The 16654-nt window shown below is 46.3% G+C and carries 4 protein-coding genes; all 4 read right to left on the bottom strand.

Translation table 11 applies throughout. From position 1 onward, the window contains the following. Positions 1-7: 7 nt before the first annotated feature. From C7R94_RS16095 to C7R94_RS16080, 4 genes are read right to left on the bottom strand one after another with little or no spacing between them, the layout of a single operon-like run. Positions 8-1327 carry a condensation domain-containing protein gene (locus tag C7R94_RS16095; RefSeq protein WP_106782789.1) on the bottom strand — a complete coding sequence of 440 codons (1320 nt, stop codon included), beginning with the start codon at positions 1325-1327 and terminating at the stop codon, positions 8-10. A gap of 45 nt (positions 1328-1372) precedes the next feature. After that, the gene (gene asnB, locus C7R94_RS16090) at positions 1373-3190 is read right to left on the bottom strand and encodes an asparagine synthase (glutamine-hydrolyzing) (RefSeq protein WP_106782787.1); all 1818 of its coding nucleotides are present in this window, start codon (positions 3188-3190) and stop codon (positions 1373-1375) included. Positions 3191-3216: 26 nt separating this feature from the next. Beyond that, the gene (locus C7R94_RS16085; protein WP_106782785.1) at positions 3217-9234 is read right to left on the bottom strand and encodes a non-ribosomal peptide synthetase; all 6018 of its coding nucleotides are present in this window, start codon (positions 9232-9234) and stop codon (positions 3217-3219) included. Positions 9235-9289: 55 nt separating this feature from the next. Further along, positions 9290-16639 carry a beta-ketoacyl synthase N-terminal-like domain-containing protein gene (locus C7R94_RS16080; RefSeq protein ID WP_106782783.1) on the bottom strand — a complete coding sequence of 2450 codons (7350 nt, stop codon included), beginning with the start codon at positions 16637-16639 and terminating at the stop codon, positions 9290-9292. Positions 16640-16654 lie beyond the last annotated feature (15 nt).

Genomic DNA, 16654 nt, shown 5'->3' with positions numbered 1-16654 from the left:
CAAACTTCTATTCTCGGTAGGACTTGATTTCCTCTATCATGGCATCCAGGAGTTTTTCTATTAACCCATTAACTGTATTCGATTCAAAGAAGGAAATATTGAGAGTTATGCAATCTTGATACGTACTGACTCCAAGCATCAGTCCTGGTGCATAATAGGCAGGCGAGACGATATACGCCCCTGCGACTTTCACTTCATCGAATGTTATCTGACTCGTGCTAATCATACCAAAATTCGATAATATTGGTGTACTTTTTCCATCTGCTACGATTTGTTTTCTTACATCCTGTATGATTTTCAAGGTCTGATCGAACTCGAAATTTTCCACAAAGGCAAACGTATTTACCGCATCATGAAGAATCTCTTTATTATCGCGTTGATTCTTCATGAATTCAGCCACTTCTTTCACCTTATCTGCAAATGTCCCTGTTGTTGCTTGATTCATAGTGGCGTGAACTACGCCAGACAGATTGTAAATGGCATCTGCCTTGCCCGTGGGTAAAAATTTTCTGACATTAACTGTCACCATGACTTTGACTTGCTCAGCTGGAACATTCTCCATCTGTTGATATAAAGCCCGCATGTAGGCAGCCAATAACACATCATTTACCGTGAAGCCTTTTTGTTTAAATCCTTGCGCCAGCTCCAGCCACTCTTCGCGCGGTATTCTGCGAATGGCTTGTCTCCTTATAGCTGGTTCTCCCGGCGTAAAAGGAAGGGCTGGTCCCTGTGGTTCTGGAGCTTGCGGCATCCCGCCATTTGGGATACCCATCACCTTGAACAAACGGCTTTGATCCCTCCCGTCAGGGTTTGACTTGGGAACGTAGCGAGGGTTTTTGGCGAGCTCACTATACAGCGAAGCTAGCAAGTGAACATACTCGATCAGCCCTGCACCATCACTGCATAGATGATTTAGTTTGATGCAAATGATATCTCTGCCCGAGGTCCGCAGAATGCGAATTTTGACCATCGCATCAGCATCGATGTCCATCGGGCTCGACAGCCACTCCTGTATGGCTTTCTCTTCGGAATCGGATTCACTGAGAAGTTGCAAGGAACACCAGCCGCTTGACGCCAAATCGCTGCGTCGCTCCCAATAGGGGCGGACTGAATCTTTTATAAAGCGGCAACCAATGACAGGTTCAGCAACGGTGCTGGCCTCCATCGCTTGAAGCAAACGCTGTTGATTCACATGTCCGTCCATTTCCAGCACCATTTGAAGCTGACAATCGGAAAGATAACTGACCATGTAATTAAACCTGTCACTTCCATTAGCAGGCAATCGTTGTGGGATTGCCATGTTCTGATTGACCTCACTGACATTCATTTCTTACACACCCCTTCAACAACAATTTTTAAAACATCAGGGATTCTATCGAATGGAAATCTTGTAGTACTCTAACCACATATTTATCTGAACGAGGTATTCGATCAGCTTTGTTGATTGAGCGAGATTCATAGGTGCTTTGCCATCCAGTACGAATTGGATCACAGACTTTTTAATCAAAGGTAATAGAGGCGAATTAGGATTCGCTAAAATTTGTTTCATATGGTCCAAAATTGCATGGTAATACTCTGGATGATAGGTCATCGGATATGCACTTTTGTTGCGGTACAATACTTCATGCGGCAAATATCCTTTGTACGCTCTGCGAAGCAGGCCTTTTTCGATTTGATCAATATTTTTTACTTTCCATGGAACATTCCATAAATATTCAACCAGACGGTAATCACAATAAGGAACACGCACTTCAAACCCCGTATACATGCTCATTCGATCCTTGCGATCCAATAGCAGTGGAAGAAAACGTGTGATAAAGAGGTACGACATTTTGCGCTGTTGAGCTTCCAAAGCTGTCTCCCCTTCTAAAGGATGTGCCTCTGCAATCCCTTCTTCATACCGCCTGCGAAGATATTCTTGTGGGCGAATCTTTTCGATGGCATCTTCATTTAAAAATGAACTCCACCCGTCATGCTCCATCCAAGGGAATTTGCCCGAATTCAAGAATTTCTCCTTCTGAAACCAAGGATATCCGTTAAACACTTCGTCTGCCGATTCACCTGATAGCGAGACGGTCGCCTTTTTCTTCATTTCCCGGCAGAACAAATAGAGCGAGGTATCCGTCTCCCCTAATCCCGGAAGATCACGCGCTCTCAGCGGCATATGAAAATGAGTAATCAGATCTTGAGCGTTGAAGGTAATCTCTTGATGCTTCGTTTGTACATGCTCTGAGACTGATTTCGCCCATGGCGCATCCAAGCTAATGTGGAGCAGGCCTTCTTCAAAATGCTGATCATTGTCAACAAAATCAACCGAATAGGTTTGCAACGTCTTCCCTTTCTTACGAAGCTCTTCAGCGGCTAAAGCCACTAAGCCACTAGAGTCCAAGCCGCCAGACAGCATACTAACCAATGGTAGATCAGAGATTAACTGGCGTTGTACCGTGTCTTTCAGCAGATAGCGTATCCTTTCTGTCGTTGTATCCATATCATCCGTGTGTACCTTGCTCTCCAATTTCCAGTACGGTCTTGTCCTGATATGATCCTTCGTGACTGTTACACAATGTCCAGCTCGAACCTCATTTACATTGCGGAAAATACCAAATCCAGGTGTTCTCGCCGGACCAAGTCCGATAATATCTGCTAACCCATCCGCCTCAACTTCTGGCTTCACTTTTGGATGGGCGAGCAAGGCTTTCAATTCTGAGCCGAACAAGAACGAGCTCCCTCGTTGACAATAAAACAATGGTTTTACACCCAAGTGGTCACGCGCTAAAAACAAGCGATGATTTTTTTCGTCCCAAATGGCGAATGCAAAAATTCCATTGAGATGACGGACGCATTCCTCTCTCCATTCCAAAAAAGCGTGCAGTAATACTTCCGTGTCGGAATTGGTTTGAAAGGAGTGTCCGAGCAGCTCCAACTGGCGGCGCAGTTCCAAATAATTGTAGATCTCGCCATTAAACGATAAGACACACGTCTGATCTCCTTCTCGGTAGACCATTGGCTGCTTGCCGCCTTCTGGGTCGATCACGATCAGGCGCCGATGCGCAATCGCTGCTCGAGGAGACAACCAATATCCCTCTTCGTCTGGCCCGCGATGCTGAATCGCTTGAGCCATTTTCTGCAAAATAGCATGCTGGGATGACAAATCGTCATCCCAATCAAGCCATCCCACAATTCCACACATAGTAACCTCTCCTCTTGTTCGCAAATTTAGTGTTGGGGATGATACGTTATCACATTGACTAACTCGCTTACCTTTTGCTCTGGGTTCGCTACCAATCCTTCTAAAAGAGTATTCAAGTGTTGCAGCATACTGCTAATCTCCTTATCGTTGAAGAAGCGTCGATAGTAGTTGATATGCAGGACGAGCACTTGTTCATAGAAAAGGATTTCCACTCGCAATGGATGCTCCGTTTGAGCGATAGAATCATAGATGGTAGCGCCAAGGACATCATTAAATCCTCTAAACACGGAAGAGAAATCTGGGAGCTGTTCGCTTACCAGATAACTGTCAAACAAAAGCTGATCTCGTGGGATATCGCACCACTCGTATATTTTTTTCAGCGGCGTGTACTCGTACTGACTCGTCTCTACTACTTTGGACTGCATGTTTTGGAGCCAAGACAAGAACCTCATGTTTTGCTCGATATTCACGCGAATGGGCAGAATATTGAAGAAAAGCCCGACAGAATGTTCGACCTCCATCATCGCTATGCTGCGGCCGGAGAAGATCGTCCCAAATACAACGTCTTCCTTGCCGCTGTAATGATGGAGCAGCAATGCCCAAGCCCCTTGTACCAATGTATATGGCGTCAGATGATACTTCTTGGACAAGGATAACAGCGCCGAGGAGACTTCTGGCGATACGATGAACCTTTCTTGAGAATAAGGAGGCTCGTCGACAGAAATATTCTTGCTGCTCGCTTGCGCCCACTTAAGAGTGGAGCTGGTCATTCCTTTCAGATTTTTCTTCCAAAACAGCTCGGCATCCGTTAAGTTCTGCTGTCTTTGCAGTGCAACATAATCCCGGTAAGGATATACAGGCACAATATCAATTGCCTTCCCTTGGGAAAACGCTTGATAATATTCGAATAGTCTTTTAACGATTAACGTATAGCTCCAGCCATCCTGCAACATCAGGTTGAAGACATAAATAAAGTAGTAGACATCCTCTCCTACTTGAATAAGAGCAAGATGCGCATGTGGTGCTTGGACCATCTCAAACCCTTGTTTTCTTAGCTTTTGAATATAGGATTGCAGTAGTTCTTGCTGATTTTCTTCCGGAATGCCACGCCAATCTTCCTGCTTGATGTGGATGTCCACTTTCTCATGCACGATCTGCATCGGTTCATCCAGCTCTTCCCAGATGAAGGATGTTCGCAAGGCAGGGAATTGTTGGATGAGATGCTGCCATGCTTGCTCAAAAGCAGCTACATGGAAAGGACCACCCTCTATGCGAAAAGCATGATGAACCACATTCAAGCCAGCTTCTGGATGATGTTTGTATCGATAAAGCATATTCTCTTGCATGATCGTCAGCGGATAAACATCCTCCATGTATGGGTTGTCTGCTTTTATCCGATCCAGCTGATGCTTCTCAAGAGTTGGTAACTCTACTGCTGTTGCCGTTCGCTTCGCACTTTGAGTGGAAGCTTCACCTACAACCTCTGCCAGTTCAGCTATGGTCTGGAATTGGAAAATTTGCTGTGGAGTCATTTCCAAACCGAGTTGTTTTGCTCTCGCAACCACTCGAATGGTATGAATGGAGTCGCCACCCAAACCGAAGAAGTTATTATGTATGCCAACCTTATCCAAGCCCAATATTTCAGCCCAGACATTGGCAAGAATGTTTTCCGTCTCCGTCGTTGGTGGTACAAAATCTCCATCCATTTCCGGCACTTCCATAAGCGGCGCAGGAAGCGCTTTGCGATCCAATTTTCCATTCATGTTCACTGGCATTTCCTTGATAAACTCAAAGATAGACGGAACCATGTAATCTGGCAGCTTATCCCGCAAATAACTGCGCAGCTCTGGAATGAACTGGCGAGCAATTCTGTCTGTCAAAGGATCGTTCGCATACGTTTCGATCGACTGGTAGTTTTTCTCTGGACGGCGCCACGCGGTGACCACTGTGTTACGCTGTCTTTTTTCTAGTAAATGCTCAGGTCGGAGCACAGCTTCATAGCTGCCATCCTCGCTATCACCCATCCAAGCGATATCCACGCTGTATCGAAGCTCAGCACCCAACCTCCAAAGCTCCTCAGGGTCTATTCCAGTGCCAGGGTGGTTCTGATCCGTTCTCAGCTCTTCCACCGTTTTGGTTTTGAGAACATCTCTGTCAGCAAGCAACGACTGGTATCGATTCGCCCTGTCCAACCGCAAATTAGGGATATTCGTAAGCCCTAAGATTTGCGGTTTATACTTGGTCATGATTTGACGAAGTCCATCAATATTTTGGAGCCCCTCCTCATGCCAATCCAGCCATGAAAAGTCTTCAATCGGCTGCACTTTTTTGCCGAGATGAAGAACGACATCATAGCGATAACGAGTTAATTCGTTATGATGGCTACCACGCTTCAGCTTGATTTCTACATAGCTGATTTGATGCAGTTGCTCTTGAAGCGCATAGAAAAATGCAGGATCAATAACTAGCTCCTGCTCTTGTCTCATTCGCTTTTGCACACGGCGCTGCAATTGATCGGCGGTCAACGTCGCCGGAGACTTTTCCAGCTCAACCTCAGTGAGGAAGGTTTGCAGCAAAGAAAGGTTACGAACATCACCGACAAAGATTGCTCCTTTGTCATTCATGGCGTGTATGGCTTTTTTCAGCACATCCAACAGGTAGCTCGCATCCGGGAAATACTGCACCACAGAGTTGAGCACGATCACATCGAACTTCTGGCTCTTTAGTCCACTAAAATCATCCGCATAGCTCTTACGCAGTGTGACATTGGATAAATCCTCTCTTTGGTTGATCAGATTCGCAGTAATATAATCCAACGCCATCGAAGAAAAATCCGTTCCCCAATACTGTTCACAATGAGGCGCAATTCGAGATAGTAACAGCCCTGTACCGCACCCGATTTCGAGTACCTTTTTCGGTTGCAAGGCAAGGATACGATCCACCGTCGAATTGACCCACTCACGCATTTCTTCCGCTAAAAGAGGCTGGCCCGTATAACTGCTGTTCCAGCTGGTAATGTTAAAATCGGCTTCATATTTATTTTCATCATCATAGGCTTTATCAAAGACATCCTGCCATTCAGATACCTGTTCCGCAGGAAGCGCTTCTTCTGTTGCCATTTTCAGTTTTTCCTTGGATTGTGAATCTGGCACGATATAAGATACCAACTGCTTATGCCCTGGTCGCAGCTCGGATTCATGAACGATCACAGCCGATTTTTGCACATGTGGATGTTCATCTAATACAGCTTCAATCTCACCCAGCTCGATCCGGAACCCTCTTAGTTTGACCATAAAATCAATTCGGCCCAGATACTCGATTGTTCCATCCGGCATGTAACGTGCCAAGTCCCCTGTTTTATAAAGGCGCGCTCCCTCTTTTTTGCTAAACGGATCAGGGATGAATTTCTCTTCTGTCAGCTCAGGCCGGTTATAGTATCCGCGAGCCAGTTGCACACCACCGATGTGTAGCTCGCCGGCAACACCGACGGGAACAGGATTCAGATGCTCATCTAACAGATAGATTTGGGTGTTTGCCACAGGGCGTCCAATCGGCACCGATCTAAGCTTGCTTCCTTTTTGACACGCCCAGTACGTGACATCAATCGCCGCTTCTGTAGGACCATACAGGTTGTGCAGCTCCGCATCGAGGCATTCGAAAAAGCGCTCCTGCGTTGAATAAGATAAGGCTTCCCCACTGCAAATGACTCGCCGTAGCGTATCGCAGCCGCTAATTTCCGACTCCTCCAGGAACACTTGCAGCATCGAAGGAACAAAGTGCATGGTGGTGATTATCTCTTTTTTGATCAGTCGTGCCAAATAAGTCGTATCTTTGTGACCTTCAGGACGAGCTACTACCATGCAGGCGCCCGTCATTAACGGCCAGAAAAATTCCCATACCGACACATCAAAGCTGAAAGGCGTCTTTTGCATTACCCGATCGGTTTCATTCAGCTGATATTGTTCCTGCATCCATAAAAGTCGGTTGACGATACCGCGATGAGCATTCATCGCACCTTTTGGCTTGCCAGTAGAGCCTGAGGTGTAAATCATGTACGCCAAATTATCGCTGTTGACTCCGCTTGCAGGCGCCATATCGCTCTCCATGCTGATTGTCTCCCAATCTGAATCGAGGCAAATGAGTTGTCCGCCGTATTCAGGGAGTGTGTTCTTCAGTCCCTCCGCAGTCAAGAGGAAGGAAGGATTGGCATCCGTGATCATAAAAGCAACCCGATCTTGCGGATAGCTTGGGTCTAGGGGAACGTAGGCTCCACCTGCTTTGAGGATACCTAACAGCCCAATAACCATTTCAAAGGAGCGCTCCATATAAATGCCCACAAGCGTTTCCGCTCGGACACCCTGTTTCCGGAGATGGTTCGCCAGTTGATTCGCCCGTTGATCCAGTTCACGGTAAGTGAGTTGCTCCTCTTCAAATATAACGGCTGGCGCATCTGGTGTTTTGGCAGCCTGCGCTTCAATAATTTCATGTAGGCACATATCTTGCTGTGGGTAGTACGTCTTCGTATCGTTCCATTCAACCAACAGCTTGTGCTCTTCAGCAGCCGTTAAAATCGGCAGATCTGCAATCGGCTGGTTCGGATTCGCGACAATACCTGCCAGCACGATAGAAAAGCTTTCTAGCATACGACTGATTGTCGATTCATAAAAAATATCGGAATTGAACTCAACGTCTAGGTCGAGGATATCTCCTTTTTCTACAACCTGAATCCAGAGGTCAAACTTGGATGTGTTGTTACGGAACTCTTCAAATTTGACTAAGGAAAAGCCTAATGCAGACATGTCCGATTTTTTCGGCATAGGAAAGTTCTGCAACACAAAGCAGACTTCGAATAGTGGATTTTGACTCATATTACGCTCAGGCTGCAATTCATCCACTAATCGTTCAAATGGTACGTCTTGATGCCTGTATGCGCTGTTCGCTGTTTCTCTCACACGTGACAACAGCTCTCTAAAGCTTTGATTGCCGGAAACATCTGTTTTGAGAACCAGCGTATTTACAAAAAAGCCAACCAAATTCTCCATTTCCACTCGGTTGCGGTTCGCTACGGGCACTCCCACCCGGATATCATTTTGTCCGCTGTAACGGTGCAACAATATCTTTAACGCGGTGATCATGACCATATACAGCGTGGCATTTTCTTGCTCGCTCAGCGCTTTTATGGCATGGGAAAGGGAAGAGGGAATTTGCAGTTTTAGGCTCCCTCCTTGAAACGTTTGGATGGGTGGTCTTGTACGGTCTACTGGCAGTTCTAACGCGCTGCTTTCTTTTCCAAGTGTTTCTCTCCAGTAAGAAAGCTGTTTCTCAAGCACTTCTCCTTGAAGCCACTCCCGCTGCCAGATGGAAAAATCAGCATACTGGATCGGAAGCTCAGGCAATGGGGACGGCTTGCCCGCGAGATATGCCTGATAAAGCAGAACCATCTCTCTAAAGAAAACCCCGACTGACCATCCGTCTATGATAATATGGTGTACGTTCAATAGCAGAATGTTCAAATCCTCGCCGAGTTTGAATAAAGTAACACGCAGCAAGGGCCCTTTGGTTAGATCGAAAACATACATGCTTTCCTCTTTCGCGAGTCGGCGAAACTCCTCCTCCCTCTCTGACTCAGGATGTCCTGTAAGATCGACGATGGGAAAAGGAATTTGCAAGGCAGGAGCAATTTGTTGATACGGCTCTCCATTTGCGACTTGAAAGGTGGTTCGCAGGGCTTCATGGCGCTTCACTATCTCATTAACGCACTGCTCCATGATGTTTGTGTGAAGCTCACCCGACAGATGGAAGGCGGCAACCACATTATAAGCTGGACTGTTTGGTACCAGCTGGTCTAAAAACCATAGTCTTTGCTGGGCAAAAGAGAGGGGCACTAAGCCCTCTCTTGAACGCCGCGGAATTCCAGTCTTTTTCGTCTCTAGCTTTGAGCCTTTCAGCTTCTCCAGCAAGGCCAGTTTCTTCTCGGAAAGCTTCGATCTGCTCTCGGCAAGTATCTCATCTCTTGATTTAGCTGATTCCTTATCATTGATCATCGGATTGCTCCTTCCCACATGTTAATTCTGCTGCCTTACTTACGAGATGAATTCATCAGCTTAATAGCTCCAAAATTGCCTCTTCTGGAAGTTCATCAATAACAGCAATCAATTCCTCTTCAATCAACTCTGCCATTCCTGCAACGGTTGGGGCCGAAAAGAGATTGTCTAGATTCAAGTCAACCGGGAAGCTGTTCTTCAATCTGGAAATAATCTGAGTGGCCATGATTGAATCGCCGCCCAGGTCTTGGAAGTTTTTGTGGATGTCAACCTTTTTCACTCCAAGTACCTCTTCCCAAGCAGCAGCAATTTTTCTCACGAGTTCGTTACGTGGTGAATCGTCTTCGTCAGCCTGTATGACCTCTTGATGAATACTGGGGTATTCGTTTTCTGTCTCCCTCACATCAGCTTCTTTGGCCTGAACATGAGTTACCTCAGGTGGTGAGATTGCTATGTCTGCTGCTCTGTGTTCAGGCTTTGCTGCTGTCAGTTCGGAAGTGGCGGCTGCTTCTTGATGGGTTCGATTGCCTACGACAACTTTGGGTAAACGGTATCGTTCTTTGGCAAAAGGATAGCTTGGCAGACCTGATAGACGGCTCACCATTCCTTTTGAATAAAGAGCTTCCCACTCTATTTCGTTGCCATGAACCCATAGCTCCGCCAGCTTTTTGATTTTCTTGTTCAGAGCGAGATTGCGGATAAAATCCCTTCCCTCCTCTGTATCACCGATCTTGATTCCACCCGCTTTGTTTATTTCTCCCATAAACAGATCAGCCGTTTTTACCCCATTTCCTTGTATGAATTGCTCCAGCAGCGCAATCAGCTGTTCTTTACTGTTGACCACGACTGCTACTCGATGAGACATCGATTCCCTTGCTGTCTGATAGGTGTAAAGGAAATCCGCCAGTTTCACATCTTGATGCTTCTCTAAAAATGCCTTTGTTTTCTTTGCATAGGCTACTAATTGCTCACGGGATTCAGCAGACAGCACGAAGACTCCCGTCGCGATCTCTTGACCTTCAACAGGAGCAGTGGATCTTACCCTTGATCGATCAAACTCTTCGATCACCAGGTGAGCATTGGTGCCGCTGAAGCCAAAAGAGCTGACCGCTGCCAATCTAGAGCCTTTGGAATTGGTCTCCCAATCTTGCAGCTTGGTATTCACATAAACAGGGCTGTTTTCAAAATCAATGTGTTCATTCTCTTTGACAAAATGGATCGAAGGAGCCATCTTCTTGTTTTTCATGCTGAGTAAAACCTTAATGACACTCAACACCCCAGCCGCCGCTGTGGTATGCCCGATATTAGCTTTCAAAGAACCGATTGCGCAGAATCGTTTCTTCGGGGTGAATTGGCGGAACGATTCACTCAGCGCATGAATCTCTACTGGGTCCCCTAATTTGGTTGCGGTTCCGTGTGCTTCAATATATTGAATGTCTTCCACATCAATCTGATTTTTCGCGTAAATCGATTTTTGCAGGTCGCTTTGCGCTTGGAAGCTAGGCACGGTAATGCCCAATGTCCGTCCATCCTGATTGGTTCCACTGCCACGGATGACACCATAGATGCTGTCGTTATCCCGTAATGCATCTTGCAATCTTTTTAAAATCACAACACCAACGCCATCCCCAACGACAATGCCATTAGCACCGTTGTCAAACGGGCGGCACTCTCCGGTAGGAGAAAGCATCCTTGCGTTACTCATCGAGATAAACGGAGCGGGATGGGAATAGATCGTAATTCCTCCTGCGATAGCAAGATTGACCTCTTCCGTCTTCAGCTTTTGGCAAGCAATATCGATCGCAACCAAAGAGGATGAGCAAGCTGTGTTCACAGCCAAAGCTGGTCCTTTTAGGTCAAGGAAATAAGCGATGCGCGAGGCAAGTATACTCGTATCCGATCCGAGCATGCCAAAATGAGAGAAATCTTGTTCTACTGTCATTCCCGCCATAGCGCCAATGATAGTTCCAACCGGTTGTCCTCTCAGCATGGACGGGGTGTAGCCCGCGTCCTCTAATGCTTGATAGCTCTCTTGTAAAAGGATGCGCTGCGTAACATCCATTGATTGGGCTTCGGTAGGAGAAATTTTGAAAAACGCCGGATCAAAATATTCAATATCCTCCATCGCTCCGTATTTAATCGGAATATCGACCAGCGCATTTTCTTTGAAAAAGGCTCGCCAATCTGGGTTGGTCACTTCTTTGATGCAATCTTTACCCTCACTGACAAGCTCCCAGAACTCATCTTGCCCCTTTGCACCTGCTGTGCGGCAGGAAATCCCAATGATCGCAATATCATCGGAAGCAACTTTAGGCGGTTCGCAGGCAATATTTCGAGTTGGGACTCTCTCTGTATAGGTAGGCTTCTCTTCAAAATATTTGATTGTCTGCGCTGGTTGGCTCTCTGGTAGACGAGTAGCGATGTAGCTCGCCAATGCTTCTAGCGTATGATGTTCAAATACAACACTTGTTGGCAGTCTCAGATGGAACTTGCTATTGATGGCTTCGGACAATTGAACGGCATTGAGAGAGCCGATTCCCAAATCCTTTAGGGTTTCCAATTCTTCCAGCTCTTCTTGTCTCAAGCCTAAAACGGTAGAAAAGACCTCGATCAGGCTCACTTTGATTTTTGTCCGATCTGGAATGGACCGATCTGCCGCCAAATTGCGTTTTCGTTCAGAATATTCAGATGTAATTGGTTGATTTTGAGCATCAGACGCGAATAGTTTACTTGAACGGAGCTGACTAGGCTCGTCTTGCTGCAAATGGCTAGCAATATAGCTTGCTAAAGCATCTAGTGTATGATGTTCAAACACAACGCTGGTCGGCAGTTTCAAATTGAATTTGCTGTTAATCATTTCGGATAAGGCAACAGCGTTAAGAGAGCCAATTCCCATATCCTTCAAGGTCGCTACTTCTTCCAGTTCTTCTGGTTGAAGACCTAAAACAGCGGCAAAAGCCTCAACCAAGGATTCTCTTATTGTTTCCCTATTCCAATGAATGCTGTGATCATGCTGATTTGAATTCGAGAGAGTTCTCGATTGCTGTTTCGGATACGGAATATAACCGCTGTTTACCATTTCCGCTAATGCTTCTGGATATGGTCTTTTCTTCGATATTTTGCTGGCATTCCATTCACAACGCTTCGTGTACGCAAGATGCGGAGCCTTTTTCAGCTTAAACAAGCAATAGCTGATCCACCCTCGTTCGAGAGAGATAGATTGATTCACCGTATTGATATACAAATCTTGAACCGCTTTAGGAAGATGCTTGATGTACTGTTCCACATCAGGATCATGCAAGGCGTTAGCAATCTGCGGCGATACATCGATGAGTTCATCGATCACTAACTGATGCTCCGCTAAAAGCTCAATCCATTCTTGAACAGTGGGAATGCTGACTTCTACGTTCTGGTCTACGATCGGCCCCCGCGTATTGGCTATGTAATCGATCAACAGAACAGTTCCCCCTTCGTTCAGAGAAGAGGAGATATTTTGAAATAATCCATGTTTATTTCGAATATGGAAGCTCACTTCAATCCCGACAATAATATCGTAGAGATCGGGAAAGGCATCCTTGGAGCTGTCTTTGTTGAATATCTTCGCACGTGCTCCCAGATTTTTCTGTGCGATTCGTCGATTGCCAAGCTCTGCTTGCGCCTTGGTAATCGTAAATCCGTGGGTTTCAATATGCGGAAAGAGCTCTGCTATTTGAATCACGTCTGTCCCGTGACCGCATCCGAAGTCCAGCACTTTTTGTACCCGAGAGAAATCTTCTTTGCAAAACAGCACCTGGCGCATCTCTACTTGCTTCTCTCTAACCATTTCTCTTTCCAACGGGTATTTTTCCGGGTTCAAAATGACACGACTCATTGAAAAGCCAGGGATCTTCCTTTCAAATGGACATACGGTCAAGTAATCCTCGGAAAACTCCGCTTCGCTGCTGTTGGCGCTGTAAGTGTAAATCTCAACGGCCTTGTTTTCGAATTCTGGATGAGCGGATGTCATGCTCGTCTCCCTCCTAGAGCGATTCGTTTGATTGCGTTCTATCCAGCAAGTTCTCCTCTTAAATGGATAGGTTGGGAGCTTAGCTACTCGGGATAACTCCTTCCCTTCATGCAACTTCTGCCAAGGGATAGGATTGCCTAGAACCCATAATTTTGCCAGTTCTCCTACATCTTTTGATTCGATTGCCCGCGTAACCCGGTCTGATATCAATTCTTTGTTTTCTTTGAGATCGCCAAAAAAGCAATGCTCCGTCTCTGCTTGATGCTCCAACCAGCGCTCTAGCTGCTGTAAAAGCTCTGTTTGACTATCGGTGATAACAGCCAAACGGCAAGGCATTTCTTCTCTTCCGATTTGAAGGGTGTAGGCTGTATTCGCTACATCGATATTCCGGCTTTTATGCAAATAACCAATCCAGCGATGAATGTACGCTTGCAATCTCTCTTTATTTTTGGCCGAAAAGACAAACAGCTCGGGTTTTGACTCGTTTACTCTCCGTGATAATGGATTGTGGTTGTATTCCTCAACGATAAGATGGGCATTCACTCCACCGCCGCCAAAGCTGGTAATGCCTGCTCGTCGGGGGACTGTCTGCCCATCTACTGTGACCTGCTTCCATTCCGATACCTCTCGCTGCAATTGAAAGGGGAGCTGATCAAAACGAATATTTGGATTCAATTCGTCAGGAATCAGGGTTGGAACCAGTTTCTGATGCTGTAAGGACAAAATCACTTTCATCAGCTGCGACATGCCGGAAGCCGATTCACAATGCCCGACATTCGGTTTGACCGAACCGAGTCGATAGTCCCCTTCTGCTCCTTGACGGTTGTGGAAAGCTTTCGTCACTGCTGTCATTTCGACGGCATCGACTATGTCTGATCCGTAGGCGGAAGCTTCCAGATAACTAATGGATCGAGGGTCCAGTCCACTTTCTTCCAACGCCTCTTCCATCACATCTGCAATAGGGTTGGGACTTGGTGTCATGTAGCTATTGGCTTTGCCCTTATGGTTAACAGCGGTTCCGCGTATCACGGCATAAATATGGTCCAGGTCCCGCACAGCCTGATCGTAATCCTTGAGAACAACAGCACCCACTCCCTCTCCTGGTACAAAACCTATTCCGCCGTTCCCAAAGGCAGCACTGTCAGAAGTATGGGAGATGAGTTGCCCCACAGTCAGACCAAAGTAGGTATGAGGATGGGTATATAAATTCACTCCACCAGCAATCGCCATGCTTCCCTTCCCGTTTCGGATGTACTCACATGCTTCATGAATCGCTACGAGAGCTGAGGAGCACATCGTATCGATCGGCATACTCGGACCCTGTAAGTTTAGATAGTACGAAACCCGATTTACCATCGACGAATACGAGGTTGTCGGAAAGTGCTGGGTGGTTTCCGTGCTATACAAATGAAATCCTTGTTTCGTAATGCCACCAAATACCCCTGTTCGCTTTCGCAGCTCCGCAGACATCTTCGATGAGGCGTAGCCTGCATCTTCTAACGCCTTCCAACACTCTTCTAAATACAGGCGCTCTTGCGGGTCTATGTTTTCTGCTTCTCGCGGAGTCATATGAAAAAATAACGGATCAAACTGATCAAATTCCTCTAAAAAGGCGCCCCATTTGCTATAGCTTTTTCCTTGGGAAATAGCTTCCTCCCGATTTGGATGATAATACTCTGTCCAATCCCAACGCTTAGCTGGAATTTCTGAGATAGACTTTTTACCCTGTACTAAATTCTCCCAAAACTCATCCAAGGTGTCCGCTTGAGCAAAACGCCCGCTCATGCCAATAATCGCTATTTTACCGGAGGACGCAGGCTTGGGCGCCGTCCTTTGCGTAGGAGCAGATGACGCAAATGCTCTCGTTTTTCGTGGATTTCGTTTCCCTTCGGTTTTCAGCAATGGGGTAACCTCAGCATCATCTTCCGTTCGATTTGGCTCCTGCTTCTGCTCATCCAATCCTGTGAGCGAAATCAGCGCTTCTCTTTGTGTCTCTAGTAAATGCTCGACTAAGTCATCTATTGTCTGATATTCAAAAAACAAAGTCCCGCTGATGGTTTCGCCGAAAATTTTCCGAAATTGATTGATCAGTTGCACAGATAAAATGGAATCCATACCATATGCCTCTAAAGGCTCGGAAGCATCCATTCGGTTACTCGGCATTTTCAGCGTTTCAGCAATCAGCTGTTTGATGTATTCCGTACTTTTTTCGCGCAGTACATCTTGGATTGTCCTACCTTCCGGAGCGGAAGGTATTTCCACTCTCTTTGCTTTTGGCTGTTCAGCATTTACACCCGTCTTAGGTTTAGGCGGCTGTTTTATTTGCTGTTGGCGGATTACGCCGTCGCTTTCGGTCACAATAATCTGCTGCCCCATCGCGTGCGCCTCTTCTGTTGGGAAAAAGACCGACTGAAATCCTTCTTCCTCCAATACTCTCTGCCACGTTGACGAGGATAACCCAGGGCAGCCTGAAAGGCGAAGCTCTGGGTCTTCGTACAGCCACCATCCCTCCAGCAAACCAAAGGTTAAATGGAGGAAGATGGTGTTTTTACTCATTTCATTTAGGAAAAGCAAGCCGTTCTTCTTTAGAACGGCTTTCGCATTACGCACGGTTTGGCGAATATTTTTCGTGGCATGCAGGACATTTGCTGCAATGACAATATCATATCCGCCCAAATCAATTCCTTGTCCCGTAACCGGCTCTTCTACGTTAAAAATCTGATAGGTCAAATAAGGATTGCTTGGGCCATACTCTTTTTCTGCATGCATGAAAAAGGCTTTGGAGAGGTCTGTGTAGCAATATTCCTGGATATGCTCTTGATACGCCTTTAGTTTTTGGAAAACGACGGCACTCGTTCCTCCCGTACCTGCACCTATCTCGAGAATGCGAATTCGAGCCGCAGAATCTTGGTTGAGCCGTTCCTCAACAAAAGCAACCACTGTATCAGCAAGCACTTCATTGAAGTAGTCGGAAACTGTGTTATTTTTGTATACCTTCTCGACTAATTCCATCGATGAATTCGGAAAGATGACCTCTGTGGCCCGCACTTTTCCAGTGAGAATTTGCGGTAAAGCACGCATGGTTGCCTCAACTAGCTTGACTTGCGCATTCGTATCCGGATTTTTTAGCCAGACTTCTTTTTCTTGCTCCCATTCCTGCCAGACAGCCGCACTGGAAATGGGAGCCGTATCGATCACGGTAGATGTTGCGCTATCGTAAACGAGATAATCATTCCGGGCCAAAACAGAAGCCGTTTCTTCGAGCCACATGTCATATAAGTCCAGCAGACCGCTTTTTCTTTTGAGATCGCTGAGCGCTTGATTCTTTTCCGTAAAGCAGCCAAGCGACTGCATTTGAACCCACAGTAACTTTAAGAGAAGCTCGTCCATTTTGTTCATTCTAGGCACTCCTTC

This window comes from Brevibacillus sp. NRRL NRS-603 (assembly GCF_003013445.1).
GTDB lineage: Bacteria > Bacillota > Bacilli > Brevibacillales > Brevibacillaceae > Brevibacillus > Brevibacillus formosus.
Note: the sequence above shows the minus strand (reverse complement) of the source record. Positions and strands in the feature narration are given on the sequence as shown.